Source organism: Streptomyces adelaidensis, assembly GCF_016598475.1.
Classification (GTDB): domain Bacteria; phylum Actinomycetota; class Actinomycetes; order Streptomycetales; family Streptomycetaceae; genus Streptomyces; species Streptomyces adelaidensis.
In genome coordinates, this window is sequence record NZ_JAEMUX010000041.1 from 47,397 (window position 1) to 68,177 (window position 20,781).

Genomic DNA, 20,781 nt, shown 5'->3' on the forward strand with positions numbered 1-20,781 from the left:
ACGTACGTGGTCAGGCCTGGGCGGCGTACGAGACGAAGTCGTTCCATGTGGCGGGGGAGAGGGCGAGCTGCGGGCCGCGCTTCTCCTTGGAGTCCCGGACCTGGACCGCCTCGGCGGCGCCCGAGCCCTGCCAGGAGACGGCCACTTCCACGCAACTGTCGCCCTCGGAGCCGCTGTAGCTGCTCTTGAACCAGGCCAGCTCGGACATGCTCATAGCGCTCCTCGCATTCGCTTCAGCAGGCTCAAGGAGTCCGCCGGAGTGAGAGCCTGCGAGCGCAGTTTCGCATACCGCTGGTGGAGGACGCTGATCTCCTTCCGGTCAGTGATGAGACGGCCGTTCTTCTGCCCCTCCGAGTACCCGAACCACTCGTTCTCCGGCGTCTCCAGCAGCTGAAGCGGACCATCCAGCCCCGCATGCACAGGCTGCCGCAACGGCACGATCTGCAACTCCATGTTCCAGTGCCGCTCCGTCACCTCCACCAGATGGTCAAGCAACTCCCGCGTGACCTCTTCCCCACCCGTATCCCGCTTGAGTACCGACTCCTCCACGATGAAGGTGAACCCGGCCGGCGGCTTCCGTCGGGTCGACAGCAGTTCCTGCCGTGCCAACCGTGCGGCGATCCGCTCCTCCATCTCCTCATCCGTCGGACGCGGCGGCACACTCAACGACACCGCCCGCGCGTACGCCTCCGTCTGCAACAGGCCAGGCACCACACGGCATTCGTACGTGTAGAGGCTGATCGCGTCCGCCTCCAGCTTCGCCCACTGCCGGAACCAACTCGCCAGACCCGGCTGCCGCGACAGATGCTGCGCGGCAGCGCGCAGTGCCCCGAACGCGTCGAGTGCCTCCTCCGCCCTGGTCACGAACTCGGGTTGGGGGAAACGCCTCCCCTGCTCGATGGAGGCCACGGTCTGCACGGAGTACCGCACCCGCTCGGCCAGTTCCTCCTGCGTGAGACCGGCCCGCTTGCGGAACGCCCTCAGCACCGCGCCGAACGTCTTCAGGCTGTCGGACGACTCCGGCTCACCCCCACCCGGTGGCGACCCACCGGCCAGGGCGGCCACCGTGACCGCCCCGCCGTGCCCACCGGTTCCCTCGGTTCCGTCCGTACCGCCCGCGCCGTCCGCCATACCTGGCCACCTTCCGCGCACCTGCCTAGCCGCACACTCCGAACCCGCCCATGGTTACGCCCCGTCATGGGCACTGTCCACTCTTCGCACTCGTACGCTGACTCAGAGTACGAGTCGTCGACCTGGTGAACCGCTCCGTGCGGGCGCCAGCTTTGGGCCCATGACGCCACCTCCGCCACCGTCCACCCGCCAACACCAGGTCACCGTACGTGTGTTCACCCAGAGGTTCAGCTCGACCCCGCTCGGTGCCCGTCTCGCCCGGCACCTCGTGCTCGCCCAACTGCACATCTGGGGCGTGCCGCACGGGAGTTCACTGTCCGACACCGCCGCCGCGATCGTCGCCGAGCTGGCCGCGAACGCGGTGACCCACGGCCGTGTGCCGGGCCGTGACTTCGAACTCCGCCTCGCCCACACCCCGGACCGCCTCCTCCTGATCGAGGTCTCCGACACCCGCGCCGAATGCCGACCGCCCCGCTCCGAGGACCTCGGGTGTCCGGCGCCGCTCGACGAGTCCGGGCGCGGACTCGTCCTCGTGGACGCGCTCGCCGACCGCTGGGAGGTGGTCGACCGGGTGGCGGGCGGAGTGGCGCTCCTCGGCAAGACGATCAGGGCCGAACTGGACCTGCGGCGAGACTGACGGTGGACACCGCGCCGGCCGTTCGCCTCGGGCGTCGACGTCCTCCGGAAGGAGATGACCGCACTGTTCGCCCGACATGTCGGCCGTTGCCCTCGCCGACCGCTCGGTAGGGTTGCCGCATCCGCGGCGACACGCCGGCGGCACCGCGAGGCGAGGGCGACGAGGAGACATGACAGGGCTGGAGGACGACGAAGCGGACCCGCGCGGGCCGCTCTTCGAGAGCCCGGTCGAGATCGGCGCGAACGGACGGCCGACCGGCGTCGAGCTGGAGGTGCCGGCCGACGAGCCCGACCGGATCTCGGAGCCCTTCGATCCGGACAGCGTCAGCATCGACATCCTGTCCGTCACGGTCGAAGGACTGCTGGACCGGCTCGCGAGCGGCACGCTCGACCTGGCACCGGACTTCCAGCGCCGGGCCGCCAGTATGTGGAGCGAGGTGCAGCAGAGCCGTCTCATCGAGTCGATGCTCCTGGGTATCCCCTTGCCGCCGTTCTTCCTGGCCCAGCAGAAGAACGACGACTGGTCCGTCGTCGACGGCACCCAGCGGCTCACCGCCCTCGTCCGGTTCATCGCTCCCGGACTCATCGACGCGCCGCCGCTGGCCCTGCGCGGCCTGGACTACCTGGAACAGTTCGTCGGGGTCGTCCACCAGGAACTGCCGGGACGGCTGCGTATCCGACTCCGTGAGACGCATGTCGCCGTCCACCTCGTACGTCACAGCACACCGGAGGCCGTGAAGTTCAACGTGTTCTCCCGCGTCAACGAAGGCGGACTCGCCCTTACCCGCCAAGAGATCCGGCACGCGATGATTCCCGGCCCCGCCCGTGACTTCCTCGCCGACCTCGTGGAGGAGCCCGCCTTCGGTGAGGCCACCGGATGGAGCGTGTCGAACGAGCGGATGACCGACCGGGAGATGGTGCTCCGCTACCTGGCCTTCCGGCTGTCGCCGCCGGAGGCGTACCGGCAGCAGGACTTCGAGCAGTTCCTGAACACGGCCATGCACCGGGTCAACGAGCTGTCGGACGTGCAAAGGGGCGACGAGGCAAGGGAGTTCCGCGAGGCGATGAAGTGCGCGCATCGGATCTTCGGGATGCACGCCTTCCGTAAGTCGGTCGGGCGCAGCAGGTATCCGGTGAACAAGGCGCTGTTCGAGGCCGTGGCGGTCAATCTCGCGGACCTCGACGACCATCAGCGTGAGCTGCTGGTAGCGTCGCGTGACGAGGTCCGGGGCGGTCTCGCGCACCGGCTCACGACGGACTGGAACTTCGGGCGCGCCCTCTCCGTCGCCACCGGCACCCCGGAGAACGTACGGACGCGGTTCAGGGTGGTGAAGCAACTCTTCCAGGAGGTACTGAGCGGTGATTGACCGGCTGACGCTGACCAACTTCAAGGCGTTCCAGCACGCGGACATCCCGCTCGGCCCGCTCACCCTCCTGACCGGGCTGAACTCCTCCGGCAAGAGCACGGTGATCCAGGCGCTGGCGTTGTTGTACCAGTCGTACCAAGCCGGCTTCCTGAAGGCACCCTTCATCACCGACGGGAACGAGCGCAGGCCATTGGGCGGAGGAGGATTCCTGCTCAACGGTGAGCTCGTCCGCCTCGGCACCGGACAGGACGTCCTGCACGAGGACTTCGTCGGAATCGAGCTCATCGTGGTGGCGGTGGCCGAAGGCGCTCTCCGATACGCCTACGGAGCCGAGTACGAGCGCGAGCAGAACCTTCTGCCAGTGACCCGGATCCAGGTACCCGCCACCGAGGAGGGCTCTGCCCGGCCCCCGGGGCCGGAAGGGCTGTACCCGGAGTATTTCAGGGCCCAGTTCCAGTACCTCCACGCCGACCGCATCACCCCCGCCGAGCGCTACCCCCGCGACCACCAGGCCGCCATCGGCCGCGGTTTCCTCGGCGTCCGAGGCGAACACACAGTCAACTTCCTCTTTCACCACGCCCGCGAAGAGGTCCCAGAAGGTCCCCTCCGCCACCCGCGAGCGGACTCCGCTCTCCTCCTCGACCAAGTCGCCGCCTGGATGGGCGAGTTGTGCCCCGGCGTCAACATCGAGGCCGTGCCCATCGAGGGTACGGACACGGTCCGCCTCTCCTACGGCTTCGGTGACGCCCTCACCGCCACCCGGCGCCGCCGCCCCACCAACGTCGGCTTCGGTCTGACGTACGCGCTGCCCGTCGTCGTCGCCTGCCTCACCGCTCAGCCGGGCGGGCTCGTCCTCCTGGAGAACCCGGAGGCGCATCTGCATCCGCAGGGGCAGACCAGGATGGCCGAACTCGCCGCCTCCGCGGCCGCCCAGGGCGCGCAGCTGATCGTCGAGACCCACAGCGACCACGTCCTCAACGGCATCCGTCTCGCTGTCAAGCAGGGACTGCTGACGCCGGAGCAAGCCGTCGTGCACTTCTTCCGCAGCACCAACGGCTCGGGCGTCGAGGTGATCACGCCCCACATCGACGAGGGCGGCCAGCTCGATCAGTGGCCCAAGGGATTCTTCGACGAGCTGGAGAACACGCTGGTGCGACTGCTCGACTGAGCCCGGCGACCACCCGTAACACGTCATGAGCCAGGGGGACTTGTGCCGCAACTGTTCCTGAACGAGGAGTCGTGCCGCAGCGTCTGCGAACCGTTACGCGCGGAGCGGGCCATGACGGAGTTCGCCCGCACCGCGGCAGCGGTCCAGCGCGCCGACCCGACGGGGACGACACTGGTGACCGAAGCGAAGCTCAACGAGCTGTACATCGCGCAGGGGCACCCGATCGGCAAATGGATCTCAAACCCGAAGAACCAGGCCGCCTGGGTCCTGCTGCTCAAGCTGCGGACCAAGTCGCCGTTCAAGGCGGGGCTCCCGGACGGGGTGGACGGCTACGACGTCGAATACCGTCACGGAGGGCTCCTCGTCGATGGCCTCGGCGCAGCCCACATGACCGGCGGGCTGGGCATCTCGCTGCCCGTCGACGCCCACTGGGACGCCACCACGCTGACGCTGGAGCGCGAGCGGCTGGTCGATGAGGACGAGAGCGAGGAAGGCAGCGGCACGGAGGCCGACCTCGTCGATGTCCGGCACGTGTCGACTGTGCCGCACGTCGACGACCACCTACGGTGGATCAAGACCTCCCTCGACACTGCCGCCACCACCGGAGCCCAGCTGTGGGAGAAGCGCGACAGGATCTGCCCCAGCCTGCAGTTCCTGCCCGAGGTCGAGAACCACCTGCGCAAGCTGGCCCCCGCCTCCGTGGCCGTCGTACGCAGGCGGCTGACGGAGCTGGAAGAGGCCGTCACCGGCTGGGACCCGGACGCCCGGCCGCGTCCGCAGTGGCGAGGGGACGTACGCGGCGAGTTCGAGTCCCGCAAGCACCTGTGCCGGTTCACCGACCTCGACGGCGAACAGCGGCTCTTCTACCTGCACACCGACTACCCGCCCAAGCCCGGCCGGATCCACTTCAGGCTCGTACCGGAGGACCGCACCGTCCGCGTCGCCTACGTCGGCCGCAAGCTCGGGGCCTGACCAGGTCCGCAGAGCCCCGCAGGGGTCCCCGCGCACCCCGCCGTCCCTTACGGTGGGTGTGCGAATCATGATCCGGCGCAGAAGGGGGACCGCGCGTGCGACCGACTCTCGCCGCCGACCAGGTACGGGCCAGCCTGAGCCAGTATCTGTCGACGACGTACGCCCTGGCGGACGAGTCGACGCGACGGGCCCTGGAACAGTTCCTCGGCGACCTTGACGACGGGATCTTCCGGGGACCGTATCTGCGGATCCGGACGCCGTTCCGGGCCTCCGACAACGACGACTGGCAGCGGCACCTCCAGTGGTGGCCGCGCGCCTTCCGCCCGCACCGGCACCAGGCACGGGCCTGGCAGCGGCTCTCCACGCTGCACGGGCCCGCCGAGCCGACGCTGGTCACCACCGGCACGGGCTCCGGCAAGACCGAGTCCTTCCTCGTGCCGCTGCTCGACCACTGCCGCCGGGAGCGCGAGGCCGGGCGGAGCGGGGTGAAGGCCGTCCTGCTGTACCCGATGAACGCGCTCGCGACCGACCAGGCACAGCGCATCAACGACTACCTGGAGCGGGACACGCGGCTGGAAGGGGTCCGGGCCGCGCTGTACATCGGGGACAAGCCGTCCCGGGAGTTCAAGGACTCCGCCCCCAAGGTGGCGGTGGAGCGGGAGGAGATCCGGCGGACCCGGCCGGACATCCTGATCACCAACTACAAGATGCTCGACCTGTTGCTGCAGCGGCCCGAGGACCAGAAACTCTGGGAGGGCTCCTCCCTCGCCTACGTCGTCCTCGACGAGTTCCACACCTACGACGGCGCCCAGGGCACGGACGTCGCGATGCTGCTGCGCCGGCTCGGCTCCGTGACCGGGCTCGCGCGCGACGGGCGGCCCCTCGGACCGGTCTGCCCGGTCGCCACCTCCGCCACCCTCGGCGAGTCCGGGGGGTCCGGCGACGCCATGCTGGAGGTCGCCGAACAGGTCTTCGGCGTGCCGTTCCCCGCGGAGTCGGTGGTCGGCGAGTCCCGGCGCAGCGTGCAGGAGTTCGCCGGGGAGAGCGACTTCAGCCTGCCCTTCCCGGCGCCGCAGGAGGTCGTACTCCTCGGTGATCCGACCCGGGACGAGGGCGCCCTGGACCGGCTCGCGGCGGAGTTCACCGGCGAGTGGGGGCTCACGCCCGAGGAGCTGGGGGCCAGGCTGCGGCGGCACCGGCTCACCGCCGCGGTCCTGGAGATCCTCGACGGCCGTCCGCGTACGCTCGCGGAACTCATGGAGGTCCTGCCGCGGTACGCCTACCACTGGGGCATGGCCGCCCAGCGGAAACCGACCGTCGCCGCCCAGGCCCTCGCCCGCTATGTCGCGCTGCTGTCCACGGCCAAGGACCCGGACAACCCCGGGCGGCCGCTGCTCTCCGTCGAGGTCCACCACTGGGTGCGGTCCGTCTCCCGGGTGCTGCGCGGCATCACGCCCGCGCGGGCGGAGTTCCGCTGGGACGACGAGCGGGTGGCGTCCGGGGGGCGGCTCACGCACAGGACACCGGCGGGGAAGGACACGAGCGCGGGGGACGAGGAGGCCGCCACCGTCCCGGCCGACGACAGCGCGCCCTCGCCCGCCGAGGTGTTCCTGCCCGCCGTGTTCTGCCGCGAGTGCGGGCGCTCCGGGTGGGCCGCGCTCTCCCCGGAGTCGGACGCGGCCGAGCTCGACCTGAACGCCACCAAGATCCGCAGGGCCTCGGTGGGGCGGGACAAGCGCCGGGTGCGGAACATGATCGCGGCTACCGCGGCCGAGGCATACGAGACCGCGTTCGCGAAGGAGCCGGCGCGCGGCGGGCCCACGGTCATGGTGCTCGACGGGGACAGCGGCCGGCTGCGGCCGCTGTCGCCCGGGAAGGACTTCGACAAGCCCCGCGACGGGGCCGGGCCGAGCGTGGCGAAGGCGCTGCGGGGCGCCGCGTTCGTCGTCGTCGACCTCACCAACGACCGCGCGGCCCAGACCGACCAGTGCCCGGCCTGCCGCACCTTCAACGCCATCCGCTTCCTCGGCACGGGCCTCGCCGCCCTCGCCGCCGCCTCCATCACCCAGCTGTTCACCGGGGGTGAGCTGGACGAGAACCTCAAGGAGAACAAGACCCTCCTCTTCAACGACTCCGTCCAGGACGCCGCCCACCGCGCCGGATACGTCGCCAGCCGCTCGTACACGTTCTCCTTCCGCTCGCTGCTCGCCCGACGCGTCGACGAGGAGACCCCGATCGCGCTGAGCGACCTCGCCGCCGACATCGTCGAGGAGGTCGTCGACAGCCGGAAGGTGCGGGTCGCCGTCATCCCGCCGGACCTGCACGTGCTCCGTGGCGTGGACATCCTGCTCGCGGGCCGCAGCCACGGCTCCAAGCCCACGTGGGAGCTCATCGCGCAGCGGCTGGCCTTCGCGACGGTGATGGAGTTCGGGCTCAGGTCGCGGCAGGGACGCACCCTGGAGCTGACGCGGACGGTCGCCGCCGAGGTGCCGCTCGAAGACCCCGACGGCGTGGCCGAGTTGGTACGCGGACTGCTGTACACCACACCCGGTGACATCGCCCTGCCGGACGGCTCCGTACCGGGGCCGGACCGGTTCGTGGGCTATGTGCGCGGACTGCTGGAGAGGCTCCGGACGCGGGGCGCCATCCGGCACGCCTGGCTGGACCCCTGGCTCGACCAGGCAGGTGTGCGCCGCTGGCTGATCTGGGGCGGCCGGAAGGCGGGGATGCCCGCCTTCCCGCCGGGCGTCTCCGCCCCTGCCTTCCTCCTCGGCAGTCCCAAGAAGGGCAGCGACGACTTCGACGTCCTGACCGGACGCCTCGGCTGGTACCAGGACTTCACCCGGCGCAGCCTCGGCCTGCGGCAGGCCGACGCGGCGAACGCCTTCCTCGTCAGACTGTTTCCCGCCCTCGCCGAAGCCGGTGTCCTGTCCGTGCGGACAGCCAAGGACGGCGCCACCCGCGTGTACGGTCTCCAGCCCGGCCATGTGCGGGTGCGCAAGCTGCCGGACGAGATCGTCGCCGAGGCGGGTGTGCGCTGCCCGGACTGCTCGTGGCAGCAGACCGTCCACCCGGACCTGGCTCATCACTGGCACGGCCAGCCCTGCCCGCGCTACCGGTGCGGGGGCCACCTCCAGGCGGGACGCGACGGCGAAGGCAGCCTGCGGCAACGGGACTTCACCGACGACTTCTACCGGCGTATGTACCGCGACGCCGGAGTCTTCACCATCAACACCGCCGAGCACACCGGCACGCTGGACCGGCCCGAGCGGGAGGCCGTCGAGAAGGCCTTCCGGGAGGGCACCGACGTCCACTACGCCAACCCGCAGGTCCTGTCCTGCACCCCGACCCTCGAACTCGGCATCGACATCGGCGACCTGTCGGCCGTGGTGCTGGCCTCACTGCCCAAGGGCCCGGCCAACTACGTGCAGCGGGTGGGCCGGGCCGGGCGGTCCACCGGCAACGCCTACCTGCTCACCATGGTCGACCGCGGCCCGCGTGACCGGTACTACCTCGAAGACCCGCTCCGGATGATCGCCGGCGACATCCAGCCGCCGGGCTGCTTCCTCTCCGCCGTGGAGATCCTCCAACGCCAGTACCTGGCACACCTGTTGGACCTCGCGGGGGCCGGGCGGCTGCTGTCGGCGGACGGGACCGCGGTGCTCGCTCTGCCGCGTCTGGCCACCGCCCTGTTCGGGCCCTCCGCCTGGCTGTCCGACTTCACCACGGCCGCGGTGGAGAACGGGGCAGAGCTCGTCCGGAACTTCCTCGGCCTCTTCCCGCCGTACGACGAGAGCCGGCGCATCGGCGTCAGCCCCGACGCCGCAGAGGCACTGCGAAGGTTCGCGACCGGTGGGGTCGCCGACGCGCTGGCCGGGGCGAGCGGGGAGTGGGAGAGCCGCAAGGGCGAGCTGCAACGCCGTGTCGCCGCCATCGACGACGCGATCGGACGGCTCGTCGCAGGTGACCCCGAGCACGACCGGCAGGGACGCGAACTGCGGGCCGAGCGGCGGGCCATCGGCGCGCGCGCCGCGGTCATCAGCCGAGGCACCGCGCACGGGGCCCTCGTCGACCTCGGTCTGCTGCCCAACTACAGCCTCGTCGACTCCACCACCGAGCTGGAGGCCACCCTCATCTGGCGGGAGGAAGGCACCGACGGGCAGCCCGAGCACCACAGCAAGGTGCTCCGCTACGAGCGGTCCGCGCGCCTGGCCCTGGAGGACTTCGCACCCGGCAACCACTTCTACGTCCAGGGCTACAAACACCACCTCAGCGGCCTCGACATCGGCAGCCCCGGCCGCCCGGCCTGGCTGTGGTGGCGGGTCTGCCCCGACTGCGGCCACGTCCGCACCCACAAGGCACAACAGGACTCCTCCGCCTGCCCGCGCTGCCGCTCGGCGGCGATCGGTGACGTCGGCTGTCTGCACAAGGTCCTCGTGCCGCATCGCGCGCACTCCAGGGACCAGCGCGACGACGCCCGGGTGCGGGACGACACCGACGAGCGCGAGCGCCGGCACTACACCGTCGTACCGGCCGTCGACATTGCGCACGACGGCGTCGTCGAGGCGTGGCGGCACCCCCGGGCCACCTTCGGCTGGGAGTACACCCGGCAGGCCACCGTCCGGCACATCAACGTCGGGGCGTCCCGTGTGGACGCCGTCGCGGACGACGCCTTCGCGGGCCGGCGCGTGCGGCTCAACCCCTTCTGGGTCTGCGACTCCTGCGGACAGGCCGACGCCGACGGCGGGCCCGTCATGAACCAGGACGCGCTGATCCAGGTGAAGGCCACCCAGTACCACCGGCCCTGGTGCCCCGAGGTGCGCTCCGGGCCGACCGAGTCGCAGGCCCGGCAGACGGGCGTGAAGGTGCTGCTCGCCCACGTCCTGGAGACCGAGGCACTGCGCATCCTCATCCCGGCCGTCACCGCCCACACCCAGGAACGGCTCGTCTCCTTCAAGGCCGCCCTGCTCGCGGGCATCGCCCAGAGCTACGGCGGCGACCCCGACCACCTGGCCGTCGTCACCGACTCCATGCCCGACCCCGACAGCGGCGACCGGGACGTACGCCGGCACTTCCTCGTCCTCTACGACGAGCTGCCGCGCGGCACCGGCTATCTGCAGCGGCTCGCCGGCCCCGAGGGCCTGCGCGACGTGCTGGCACGGGCCCGGGAAGTCATCGAGAAGTGTGCCTGCGTCGAGGAGGGGCGGCCCGCCTGCCACCGCTGCCTGCTGCGCCACGTCGCCGACAGCGAGTACGAGCTGGTCTCCCGGGAGCACGCGCTCGACATGCTCGGTGAACTGTTCGGCGCGGAGGGCGAGAGCTGGGACGCCAAGCCGGTCACCACGACGGGCGACATCAATCTGGCCCCGCAGGTCGAGAGCGAGCTCGAAGCGCTGTTCCGGCAGGGCCTGCTGGACTGGGCGGGCCGCGACGACGTCGACGAGGCCAGCGTGCGTACGGCCCTCACCCCGGACGGCGAACGCAGTACGGAGCTGCGCCTCACCGCGCCCGACGGCTCCGTGACGCGCTGGCAGATGGAGACACAGACCGACCTGGGCTTCACCCGCCCTGACGTGGTCTTCCGCAGGCTCGACGCGGAGGAGCTGCGCGTCGCCGTCTACCTCGACGGGTACCGCTACCACGCGAGCCCCGAGTGCGACCGGACGGCCGACGACGCCGCCAAGCGCACCCGGCTGCGCGCCTTGCGCTGGCAGGTCTTCCAGCTGACGTGGGACGACGTCGAGGCATGGACGGGCCGGCGCAAGCCGGTCGCCGACCCGGTGTGGGTGCCGTACCAGAACACCGCGCAGAAGACCGCCCTCGACATCCACCGGCGACTGCACGCGGGCGACACCCGCGACCTGCCACGCTTCGTGTGGGCCAACCCCGTCGACACGCTGATCGGCTATCTGACGCGTCCGGAGCAGGAGTTGTGGCGCCGTCGTACGCAGAGCGCGCTCGCCGGATTCGCCACCGTGTCCGCGACCAGCCGGGCGCTGGCCGACGGTCCGGCGATCGCCGAGCGGCTGAGCGAAGCGCTGCGGGGCGAGCGGCTGTCCGGCGGGCAGGGAGCCGTACAGGTGATGACCACGAAGGACGCGAGCGGCTGCCCCCTCACCATCGCGCTCGACCTGCGCCGGGGGCAGGCGGGAGCCGTCTGGTCCGCGCTCACGGTGCTCGACGACAGCCCGGACGTCGTCAGCGCCGACGAGCCCGCGCACCGACGGCGCTGGCAGGCCTGGCTGTACTGGACGAACCTGCTGCAGTTCCTCAACGAGGCCGAGGGCGACGGGGTCCAGCTGACGAAGAGCCTCCTCAGCGGGTTCGACACCGCGGAGCTGGCTGTCACCGGTGGAGCGGGCTGGCTGACCTCGCGGCGGCGGGCGGAAGCACCCGACGCGGAGGCCGGACCGGCCGCCGCCGTGCGGGACCCCGCCTGGGACGAGGTCATCGGATACCTGGTGGAGGAGCCGGGGCTGGCCGACCTCGCCGTGGCCCTGGCCGACCTGGGAGCGCCGGTGCCCGAGGCGGGCCACGAGCTGGGCGACGCCGCCTGGACGGCCGAACTGGCGTGGCCGGGCCGTCGTATCGCCGTCGTACTGGCTCATGAGGAGCACACCGACGGCACGCCCGACAGCGACGCCGAGGCCCGGGACAAGGCATACGCCGACGCGGGATGGCAGGCGCGTACGGCACCGGAATGGGACGCGGCGGAACTCGCCGCGCTGCTCGCGGACAACGAGAACGAGGAGCACGCCCGATGACCAGCCCCGCCACGCCGAGCACGGGCGCCACCCTGCGCCTGCTCGACAAGGCCGACAAGGAAATCGTCAAGCTGGACCGGGCGATCGTCGGGGCGGTCTACAAGTTCCAGCACGACTTCCGGAAGAACCCGAACGCCGGCGGATTCGACCTCAAGCCACTCAAGGGCCACGACCGCCTGTGGTCCGCACGCGTCAACCGTGAGTACCGTGCGCTGCTGCTGCACCTCGGCGGCAACGACTGGCTGCTCGTGTCGGTCAAGCACCGGGGGCACGTCCACCAGAACCTGGACCGGCTCGCCTACGGAATCAACCAGATCACCGGGGCCATCGAGTACGTCGACCTCCAGGTCGTCGAAGAGGACGTACTGCGCCGGGCCGCCGCCGAACCGGCCCCGGCCGCTCCCCGACAGCCGGTGGAGCGGCCCCTGTTCGCGCGGTACAGCGCCGGGCAACTCGCCGAGCTCGGTGTCGCCGAACCACTCATCCCGATCGTCCTCAAACTCACCACCGACGACGAACTCCTCGGTCTCGCCGAGTACGCGCCCCGCCACACCGGCGAGGTGCTGCTGCGCCTGCGGGACGGCTTCTCCTTCGAGGCCGTCAAGGAACAGGTCACCGAGCCGGTCGCCGTCGAGAAACCGGAAGAGCTCGACACCGACGACTGGCAGACCGCCGCGGGCCGGTCCCAGGCCGTCGTCATCACCGACGACGAGACACTGCAGAGCATCATCGAGGAAGGCGACTTCGGCCGCTGGAAGGTCTTCCTGCACCCCACCCAGGAGAAGCTCGTACGCCGCAACTGCTCCGGCCCCGCCCGGGTGAGCGGCGGACCGGGCACCGGCAAGACCATCGTGGCACTGCACCGCGTCAAGCACCTCGTGGACCGGCTTCCTCCCGGCCACACCAAGCCCGTGCTCCTCACCACGTTCAACAAGAACCTCGCCGCCGACCTGAGGGCGCGGCTGCTGTCGCTGGGAGGGCCGGAAACCCTGGCCCGCGTCGACATCGTGCACGTCGACCAGCTGGCGACACGCGTCGTGCGGGAGTCCGACCCCGGAAACGCCAAACGGCGCATCGAGGACTCCCACGCCCTGAACGAATGGCGGCAGTTGCTGGTCGAGGCGGGCGAGAACCGCTGGGACGCGGAGTTCCTGAGCGACGAGTGGAACCAGGTCATCCTGGGGCAGGCGGTGCACTCCCGTTCCGACTACTTCAAGGTACGCAGGGCGGGGCGTGGCCGCAGCATCACCCGCGCCGAACGGGCCGAGATCTGGCAGCTCGCCGAACGCTTCACCCAGCGGCTGGAGCTGAAGGGACTGGAGACCCACCGGCAGGTGGCCGAGCGGGCCGCCCGGATGGAGATCGACCGCAAAACCAAGATCGACAACCGGCAGCAGCAGAAAGACGACCGCGGCGGACTCGAGAACGTCCACGTGGAGTCGGGGTCCGGTGCCTTCCTGCGCTACCGCTACCGGCACATCGTGGTCGACGAGGCCCAGGACCTCAGCGCCGCCCACTGGAAGATGCTGCGCGCGATGGTCCCGGCGGGGCCCGACGACATCTTCCTGGTCGGCGACACCCACCAGCGGATCTACGACAACCAGGTCACCCTCGGCAGCCTCGGCATCAACATCCGCGGCAGGTCGGCCCGGCTCACCCTCAGCTACCGGACGACCTGGGAGATCCTGCGCTCCGCGATGGGGGTCCTGGAGGGAGTGGACTACGACGACCTCGACGGCGACCAGGACACGCTGGGCGGATATCGCTCCGTGCTGCACGGGCTCCGTCCGACGCTGCACGAAGGCGGCAGCTGGGACGAGGAACTCGACCTCGTCGTCGAACAGTTGATGGCATGGACCGATGTGCCCCGGGAGTCCGTGGCGGTCTGCGTTCCGACGAACCAGATGGTCGCCGACGTCATACAGCGGCTCGGCCGGAGAGGCATCGTCTCGACGGAGATCACCCGGGACGGCCCGAGGAGCGACGAGGGCGTGCATGTCGGCACGATGTACCGCTTCAAAGGGCTCGAGTACCGCTGCATGATCATCGCGGGCGTCGCGGAAGGGCTGGTGCCGAGATCGTCCGTCGACGCGTGGGAGCACACCGACCCGCTGCGCCACCGGCGTGAGCTGCAACGCGCCCGGTCGCTTCTGTTCGTGGCCGCGACCCGGGCCCGGGACGCTCTCGCGATCTCCTGGAACGGGGAACCGAGCCGCTTCCTGAAGCCGTTGCGGGTCACGGGCCGGGGGGCTTGACCTCCGTCCGGTCCGGGAGGGTTTGACCTCCGCCCGGTCCGGGAGGGTTTGACCCTCGCCCGGTCCGGGAGGGTTTGACCTCCGCCCGGTCCGGGAGGGTTTGACCTCCGTCCGGTCCGGGGGGGGGCTTGGCTCCGTCCGGTCCGGGGGCGGTGCGGCAGCACTCTCGCGTTGCGTTCATAAAGAACATGGCCCTTCCAGGCATCGTCACATCGCGGTAATACGAGCGTTCCAATTCCTCCAGGTCCGGGACCTACGGTGGAGACCACAAGCAGGTGATGCCATGAACTGGTGTCACCGGTACCGGTGGTACCACCGGTGTCACCGGTACCACCGCCGCCCCGGCCACCGTCGCCCGAAGGCACACCCCGCCCTCACCCGACGACAGGAGCCCCGTGTCCCGCCCCGCAGCCCTCGCTCTGCCGCCCTGGCTCGCCCATGCTCTGCGTGCGCAAAGGGGGCCGGTGCCCTGGAACGCGGTGCTGCGGGGGGCGCTGGCCGGCGGGCCGTTGCTGCTCGTGGCCGTGTCGCTGGGCCGGCCGTCCGTCGGGGTCGTCGCCGCGCTCGGGGCCATGCTCGCCGGGATCAACGACCGGCCCGGGAGCCGACGGGTCTCCGTGCAGCGGCTCGGGGCGCCCGCGCTCGCGGGAGCCATGGGGCTGCTCGTGGGGACGTACGCCGGACAGCAGGTCGGGGCCGTCGTCCTCACCCTGCTGCTCACCGCGCTCGGGCTGCTCGCCGGCGGTATGAGCGCGGTCGGGCCCGTCGCGTCCGGGGCCGGGACGCAACTGCTCGTGGCCGCCGCCATCGGGGCCGGGATGCCGCTGCCCGAGACGGGATGGCAGCGGGCACTCGCCTACCTCGCCGGGGCCGGGTGGCTGCTCGTACTGCGCCTCGCCCTGCCCACCCCCGCGGTCCTCACCGCCGGTGACTACCGCTTCGACGGGGAACGGGACGCCGTCGCCGCCGTGTACGACGCGATCGCCGGGCTGCTGGACGCCGTCGGCACACCGGACGCGACCCCTCGGCGGGTCGCGCTCACCGCCGCTCTCGACCATGCCCAGGACGCGCTCGCCGGGCCACGGCTGCGGCGGTACGCCAGTTCGTCGGCCGAGCGGCGGCTGCACACCCAGTACGCCGCCGCGCTGCCGCTGGCCGAGGCGGCGACCGCGCTGGCGTGGACCGGCGACGCCGTCGTCGGCCGCGCCTCCCACGGGCCCCGGCGACTGGCCGCCGCAGTCCGCGGCAACACCGCCACCGGCCCGCTGCCCGCCCCCTCCCGCTCCGCGCCCGCACTGCGCGCCCTCGACGACGCGCTCCTGCACGCCGCGGAGGCCTTCGACCGGGGCGGCGACGCCCACGACCTGCACTCCCGCCGCCGTACCGTCGGCTCGCTCGGCCGGCTCGCGCTCGGGTCCGGCGGACGCGAGTACGGGCTGAGGGTCGCCCTCTCCTTCGGGGCCGCCGCGGCAGTGGCGCAGGCGCTGCACCACGAGTACTGGTACTGGCTGCCCGTGACCGCAGTGTTCCTGGTCAAGCCCGATCTCGGGCCGCTCGTGTCACGGGTGCTGTGCCGGGCCGCCGGCACCGTGCTGGGCGCCGTGCTCTTCGCCGGGTTCGCCGCCGTACTGCCCCGGCCGGAAGGGCTCATCGCGCCGGCCGTCCTCAGCGGGGCGCTCATACCCGTCGCCACCCGGCACTTCGCCGCCCAGACCGCCGTCGTCACCGTCCTCGTCCTCTCCCTCGTCATGGTCGGCGGCGAACCCCAGGCCTCCTGGAGCCGCATCGGCGAGACGCTCCTGGCCTGCGCCATCGTCCTGATCGTCGGGCATCTGCCGATGCCGAAGGGGCAGCGCGGCGGGGGCGTACGCTCCCGGCTGACCGAAGCGGGTACGGCGGCATTCGCCTACCTCACGCACGTCCTGAACGAGTCGCACGTCCTGAGCGAGTCGCAGGCGCTGAGCGAGTCGCAGGCGCTGAGCGAGTCGCACGCGCTGAGCGGGCGCCCCGCCGGGGCCTCCGTCCCGGTCCGCGCCTTCGCGTCCAACGGGGTCTTCCTCCAAGGCGAGTCCGACGACCGTGCCGCCCGCTGGACCCTGCGCCGTGAGGCCTACCGCACGCTCGCCCAGGCCCGTACCACGATCGCGCTCTCCGGGGCCGAACTGCCCGCGCTGGCCCGGCACACCGAGGGCACCGACGAGGTCGCCGCCGACCTCGAACGGCTCGTCGACACCACCACCGCCTGCGCCGTGCACCTGGACGACACCGGACGGCTCACCCGCCACCACACCGAGCGGCTCACGGCCCTCCTCGACGAACTCGCGCGGCACCAGAGGCGCGCCGGCATCAGCCTGCCGGACGTACCGGACGCGGCCGACCTACTGCCGAGCCCGGGCCGCACGGCCTGATCCCACCACCGCCACCCACCGGTTGCCCGAGTCCCGCCCCTGCCGAGCACGCCACCGTCGTACCGTGACCGCATGACGCCGCCTCCGTCTCCGCCCCCCTGCGCACCGGTGCCTCCCGCCGATCTCGTCATCACCGGATGCACGGCCCTCGTCCACGACGAGCACGAGGGGATCGCGTTCGTCGAGGACGCCGCGATCGTCGTACGGGAGGGGGTGATCGACAGCATCGGGCCGGCGGAGGAGACCGCCGCGGTGGCCACGGCGCAACGTATCGACGCGCGCGGCCAGGTCGCGATGCCGGGGCTGATCAACTGTCATACCCACGCGCCGATGGTCGCGCTGCGCGGCATCGCGGAGGATCTGCCGGCGGAGGAGTGGTTCAACGACGTCATCTGGCCCATCGAGTCCAACCTGACCGCGACGGACGTGGCGTTGGGGGCCCGGCTGGCCTGCGCGGAGATGATCCGGGGCGGGGTGACGTGCTTCGCCGACCACTACTTCTCGATGGACACGGTCGCCGCCGTGGTCGAGGAGAGCGGGATGCGGGCACATCTGGGGGAGGCGTTCTTCTCCTCGCAGGGGCCCGAAGGCCGGGAGAGGTCCCTGGAGTTCGCGCTACGGCACCGGGGCGCGGCCGGCGGTCGTATCACCACCGCGCTCGCCCCGCACGCCCCCTACACCGTCGAGGACGCCGACCTCGCCGCCACCGCCGAACTCGCCCGTGAACACGGACTCCCCGTCCATCTGCACGCCTCGGAGAGCCGCGACCAGACCGACAACAGCCTCGCCCGGCACGGCGTCACACCCATCGAGGTCCTTGAGCGCACCGGGCTGCTCGGCCTCGACGCGGGCGTGCTCATCGCGCACGGCACCGGGATCATGGAGCGCGACCTGCCGGTGCTGGAGCGGGCGACCGGGCCGGTGGCCGTCGCGACCGCGCCCCGCGGCTACCTGAAGTTCGCCTGGCCCACGACCCCCGTACGGGCTCTGCGCCGTATCGGCGTCCCCGTCGGGCTCGCCACGGACGGCGCCGCCTCCAACAACTCCCTGGACGTGTGGGAGGCCATGGCCCTCACCGCGCTGGTGCAGAAGTCCACCGAGGGCGACCCGCGCTGGCTCACCTCCCGCCAGGCCCTGCACCACGCCACGCTGCAGAGCGCGCGGGCCGTCGGTCTGGGGGAGCGGGTCGGCAGCCTCGCCCCCGGCCGGCGCGCCGACATCGTCCTCGTGGATCTGAGCGGCCCGCACACCCAGCCGGTGCACGACCTCGCCGCCACCCTCGTGCACAGCGCCCGCTCCGCCGACGTACGCACCACGATCGTCGACGGCCGCGTCCTCATGCGCGACCGTGAGCTGCTCACCATCGACGTACCGACGACCGTACGGGAGCTGACGGGCCGCCTCGCCGCCCTCACCGACCGCAGCCACGGCGGGCGCATCCAGGACTACGACAAGCCGCCCGAGTAGATCACGAGTACGAGGGGTGACAAGGAGTGACAAGGAGTGCGCGTAACGGTGCGTAGAGTCACCGGAATGTGTGGTTTCTGAGAGGTACCTCACGGTCCGTCGTTGACCAAGTGTCAACTACGTCTCAGTAACGTCACTTGGTGAGCCGTTCACCCCATGATTGGCGTTTATATCTACAAGCCACGGAGCTGAGGAGCTACGGGGCTACGGGTACGGCGCGACACGGAGGTGCAGGGTGAACGGGCGAATGGTGCTGGGGCGCTTTCCCGCCGGTGGGCCGCGCGGCTCGTGGCCGGCGGAGGAGTTCGCGCACGCGGCACGTCTGGAAGGCCAGCAGGCCGAGGTCGTGATGGACATCGCGACGGACATGTTCCTGGTCATCGTGCGCGGCGCCGACACCGCGGCGGGCGCCGCGGCCTGAGGCCGGCCCGGCTCGGGGTCAGCCCGCCTTCGGTGCGGGCACCTTCGCCGCGGGGGCGGGCCCGGCGGGTACCTTCGCCGCGAACTGCTCCGCCTGCAGTGAGTACAGCTCCGCGTACACGCCACCCGTGGCCAGCAGCTCCTCCGGGGTGCCGGACTCCACGAGCCGGCCCTGGTCGAGGACGTGCACCAGGTCGGCGTGGCGGACCGACGCCAGTCGGTGGGTGATCAGGACGACCGTCTGGCCGGTCCCCGCGAGGGCCCGGATCTTCTCGAACACCTCCAGCTCGGCGCGGGCGTCGAGGGCCGCGGTCGGTTCGTCCACGATGAGGATGCGGCCGCGCCGGTACGCGGCCCGCGCGATCCCGAGCCGCTGCCACTGGCCCCCGGACAGCTCGTGCCCGCCGCTGAAGCCGCGCGCCAGAAGTGTGTCGAGGCCCCGCGGCAGATCCTCCACCACGTCCTGCGCCCCGGCCTCCGCGACGGACGAGGCGAGACGCTCCTCGGTCAGCGGCGCCGAGGGGCGGCCGATCGCCAGGTTGACGCGGGCGGTGAAGGGCCACCGTTTGAAGTCCTGCGCGACCATCGCGATGCGCTCGGCGAGCCCCTGCCGGTCGGCGCCCGCCGCGTCCACGTCGTCCCACAGAATGCGGCCCTTGTCCGGTGTGTAGAGCCCGGCGAGCAGCTTGACCAGGGTCGTCTTGCCCGAGCCGTTCTCGCCGACGAGCGCCACGATCTTGCCCAGCGGCACGGACAGCGTCACATCGCTGAGCGCGGGCCGGGTGGCCTTCCCCGGGTAGGTGAAGGTCACGTTCTCCACGCGGATCTCGCTCGGGTCCTCGGGCAGCGGATCGCCGCCCACCGGGATCGCGCGCTTGGCCGCCTCCACGTACAGGCGCTGCATGTCGCCCACGAAGAGGGCCTCCTCGTGGAGCGAGTTCACCTCCAGGACCAGGGTGTCGAGGCTGGCGGAGCCGGTGCGGATCGCGATGACCGCCGTACCGGCCACGGACAGCGCCATGGTGCCGGCGAGCAGCAGACCGCCCAGCGTCGCGTACGTCGCCACGGTGGCGAGCCCGGTCCACAGGGCCGCGAACAGCCCCGTACGGGCTGCCAGCCGGGCCAGGCGTGCCTGCTCGGTCTCCGCCGTCTCCGACATGGAGCGGAAGTGGCGCAGCAGGAACGGGCCGACGCCGTGCACCCGGATCTCCGGGGCCGCCTCCGGCTCGATCAGCAGGGAGCCGATCAGGTACCCCGCGCGCGCGTGCTGCACCCAGGCGTGGAAGGACGCGTAGCGGCGGCGGGCGATGGTCAGGGAGCTCCAGGCGCTCGGCAGGGTCATCGTGATGAGGAGCGGGAGCAGGGCCGGGTGCAGCACGGTCAGTACGCCGGCCGCCGCGATCAGCGAGATCAGCGCGTTCACCACGCGCGCGGAGTAGCTGATCATCCGGCGGGCCGACTGGGCGCCGTACTTCGCGGTGTCCAGCAGTTTGTGGAAGCCGTCGTCCTCGATCGCGGACAGCTCCACGGCCGCCGCCCGCTCCAGATACCGCTCGGTCGCCACCCGCTCCACCTTGGGCTCGAGGCGGCCCGTGGCATACGTCGACGCGGCCCGCAGCAGCGAGGACACGAGCATCACGGCGGCGATCGCGACGAGGGCGGGCATCGCACCGCGCAACCGCTCCTCGACCGTGCCGTCCGTCATCAGCCGGGCCAGGACGGCGTTCATCGCGAGCAGGTTCACCGCCTGGGCGAGGCCGCGACCCGTCTCGGCGGCCAGCACGGTCCGCGCGGCCCGCCGGTCCGCCTGCCAGGCCAGCCGGAAGCTGGAAGCGAGCAGCGACGGCAGCCGCCGTACCATCGCGCGGAAGTTCAGCTCCAGGAAGGCGTTCTGGTGCTGCGACCACCCCATGTCGTACCGCAGCGGGCCCCCGAACAGCAGCCGCTCCGACTCCGACGTCCCGGTCCCGGACCCGGATGTCTCCGGCTCGCCCCTGTCACGCGCCTTCCCCACCCGCGGCCTCCCCGGAGTCGTCGCAGACGGCCACTATCGCGGGGCGGACCGCGCCGGACCAGGGCGCGCGGTGGTGACACCAGGGCCCATCCGGAGCACGCGGGGCGCTCGGCCGGGCGCTCAGAGGTTGTGAAGGGCCCCTTCGCAGGGGCGCGGGGAACTGCGCGACCACGCCTCAC

Annotated in this window: 12 protein-coding genes; 9 read left to right on the plus strand and 3 right to left on the minus strand. The window is 71.5% G+C overall.

The window, feature by feature from the left end; translation table 11 throughout:
* Positions 1-10: 10 nt before the first annotated feature.
* Both I8N67_RS23295 and I8N67_RS23300 read right to left on the minus strand, forming a co-directional pair.
* A complete protein-coding gene (locus tag I8N67_RS23295) occupies positions 11-214 on the minus strand; it encodes a DUF397 domain-containing protein (protein ID WP_200305127.1) in 204 nt (67 codons plus the stop codon).
* A complete protein-coding gene (locus I8N67_RS23300; RefSeq protein WP_200305128.1) occupies positions 211-1,131 on the minus strand; it encodes a helix-turn-helix domain-containing protein in 921 nt (306 codons plus the stop codon). Before I8N67_RS23300 ends, I8N67_RS23295 begins: the two co-directional genes overlap by 4 nt.
* Before the next feature lie 160 nt (positions 1,132-1,291).
* Here I8N67_RS23300 and I8N67_RS23305 point away from each other — a divergent pair, with 160 nt between their 5' ends.
* From I8N67_RS23305 to I8N67_RS23345, 9 genes are all read left to right on the plus strand, one after another.
* A complete protein-coding gene (locus tag I8N67_RS23305) occupies positions 1,292-1,768 on the plus strand; it encodes an ATP-binding protein (RefSeq protein ID WP_200305129.1) in 477 nt (158 codons plus the stop codon).
* Positions 1,769-1,937: 169 nt separating this feature from the next.
* Positions 1,938-3,134 (plus strand): DUF262 domain-containing protein, encoded by a 1,197-nt coding sequence (locus tag I8N67_RS23310; RefSeq protein ID WP_200305130.1) that lies wholly within the window; start codon positions 1,938-1,940, stop codon positions 3,132-3,134.
* Positions 3,127-4,302, plus strand: a complete 1,176-nt coding sequence (locus I8N67_RS23315; RefSeq protein ID WP_200305131.1) for an AAA family ATPase — start codon at positions 3,127-3,129, stop codon at positions 4,300-4,302. Before I8N67_RS23310 ends, I8N67_RS23315 begins: the two co-directional genes overlap by 8 nt.
* A 111-nt stretch (positions 4,303-4,413) precedes the next feature.
* Positions 4,414-5,274: a hypothetical protein gene (locus I8N67_RS23320; protein WP_200305132.1), complete on the plus strand. Its 861-nt coding sequence runs from the start codon at positions 4,414-4,416 to the stop codon at positions 5,272-5,274.
* A gap of 95 nt (positions 5,275-5,369) precedes the next feature.
* Positions 5,370-12,038 carry a DEAD/DEAH box helicase gene (locus tag I8N67_RS23325; protein ID WP_200305133.1) on the plus strand — a complete coding sequence of 2,223 codons (6,669 nt, stop codon included), beginning with the start codon at positions 5,370-5,372 and terminating at the stop codon, positions 12,036-12,038.
* A complete protein-coding gene (locus I8N67_RS23330) occupies positions 12,035-14,293 on the plus strand; it encodes a UvrD-helicase domain-containing protein (RefSeq protein WP_200305134.1) in 2,259 nt (752 codons plus the stop codon). The genes I8N67_RS23325 and I8N67_RS23330 overlap by 4 nt, the downstream gene beginning before the upstream one ends.
* Before the next feature lie 395 nt (positions 14,294-14,688).
* Positions 14,689-16,701: an FUSC family protein gene (locus tag I8N67_RS23335; RefSeq protein ID WP_200305135.1), complete on the plus strand. Its 2,013-nt coding sequence runs from the start codon at positions 14,689-14,691 to the stop codon at positions 16,699-16,701.
* Between the two features lie 72 nt (positions 16,702-16,773).
* Positions 16,774-18,168 carry an amidohydrolase gene (locus tag I8N67_RS23340; RefSeq protein ID WP_200305136.1) on the plus strand — a complete coding sequence of 465 codons (1,395 nt, stop codon included), beginning with the start codon at positions 16,774-16,776 and terminating at the stop codon, positions 18,166-18,168.
* Positions 18,169-18,403: 235 nt separating this feature from the next.
* Positions 18,404-18,589, plus strand: coding sequence for a DUF8839 family protein (locus I8N67_RS23345; protein ID WP_200305147.1), 186 nt, complete (start codon positions 18,404-18,406; stop codon positions 18,587-18,589).
* A gap of 18 nt (positions 18,590-18,607) precedes the next feature.
* Here I8N67_RS23345 and I8N67_RS23350 read toward each other — a convergent pair whose 3' ends face one another.
* A complete protein-coding gene (locus tag I8N67_RS23350; protein ID WP_200305137.1) occupies positions 18,608-20,602 on the minus strand; it encodes an ABC transporter ATP-binding protein in 1,995 nt (664 codons plus the stop codon).
* Between the last annotated feature and the right edge of the window lie 179 nt (positions 20,603-20,781).

Bases quoted from the DNA above. Each gene is read 5' to 3' on its own strand.
- I8N67_RS23295 (WP_200305127.1), bottom strand. From the start codon at position 214: ATGAGCATGTCCGAGCTGGCCTGGTTCAAGAGCAGCTACAGCGGCTCC.
- I8N67_RS23310 (WP_200305130.1), top strand. From the start codon at position 1,938: ATGACAGGGCTGGAGGACGACGAAGCGGACCCGCGCGGGCCGCTCTTC.
- I8N67_RS23340 (WP_200305136.1), top strand. From the start codon at position 16,774: ATGACGCCGCCTCCGTCTCCGCCCCCCTGCGCACCGGTGCCTCCCGCC.
- I8N67_RS23320 (WP_200305132.1), top strand. From the start codon at position 4,414: ATGACGGAGTTCGCCCGCACCGCGGCAGCGGTCCAGCGCGCCGACCCG.
- I8N67_RS23330 (WP_200305134.1), top strand. From the start codon at position 12,035: ATGACCAGCCCCGCCACGCCGAGCACGGGCGCCACCCTGCGCCTGCTC.
- I8N67_RS23305 (WP_200305129.1), top strand. From the start codon at position 1,292: ATGACGCCACCTCCGCCACCGTCCACCCGCCAACACCAGGTCACCGTA.
- I8N67_RS23300 (WP_200305128.1), bottom strand. From the start codon at position 1,131: ATGGCGGACGGCGCGGGCGGTACGGACGGAACCGAGGGAACCGGTGGG.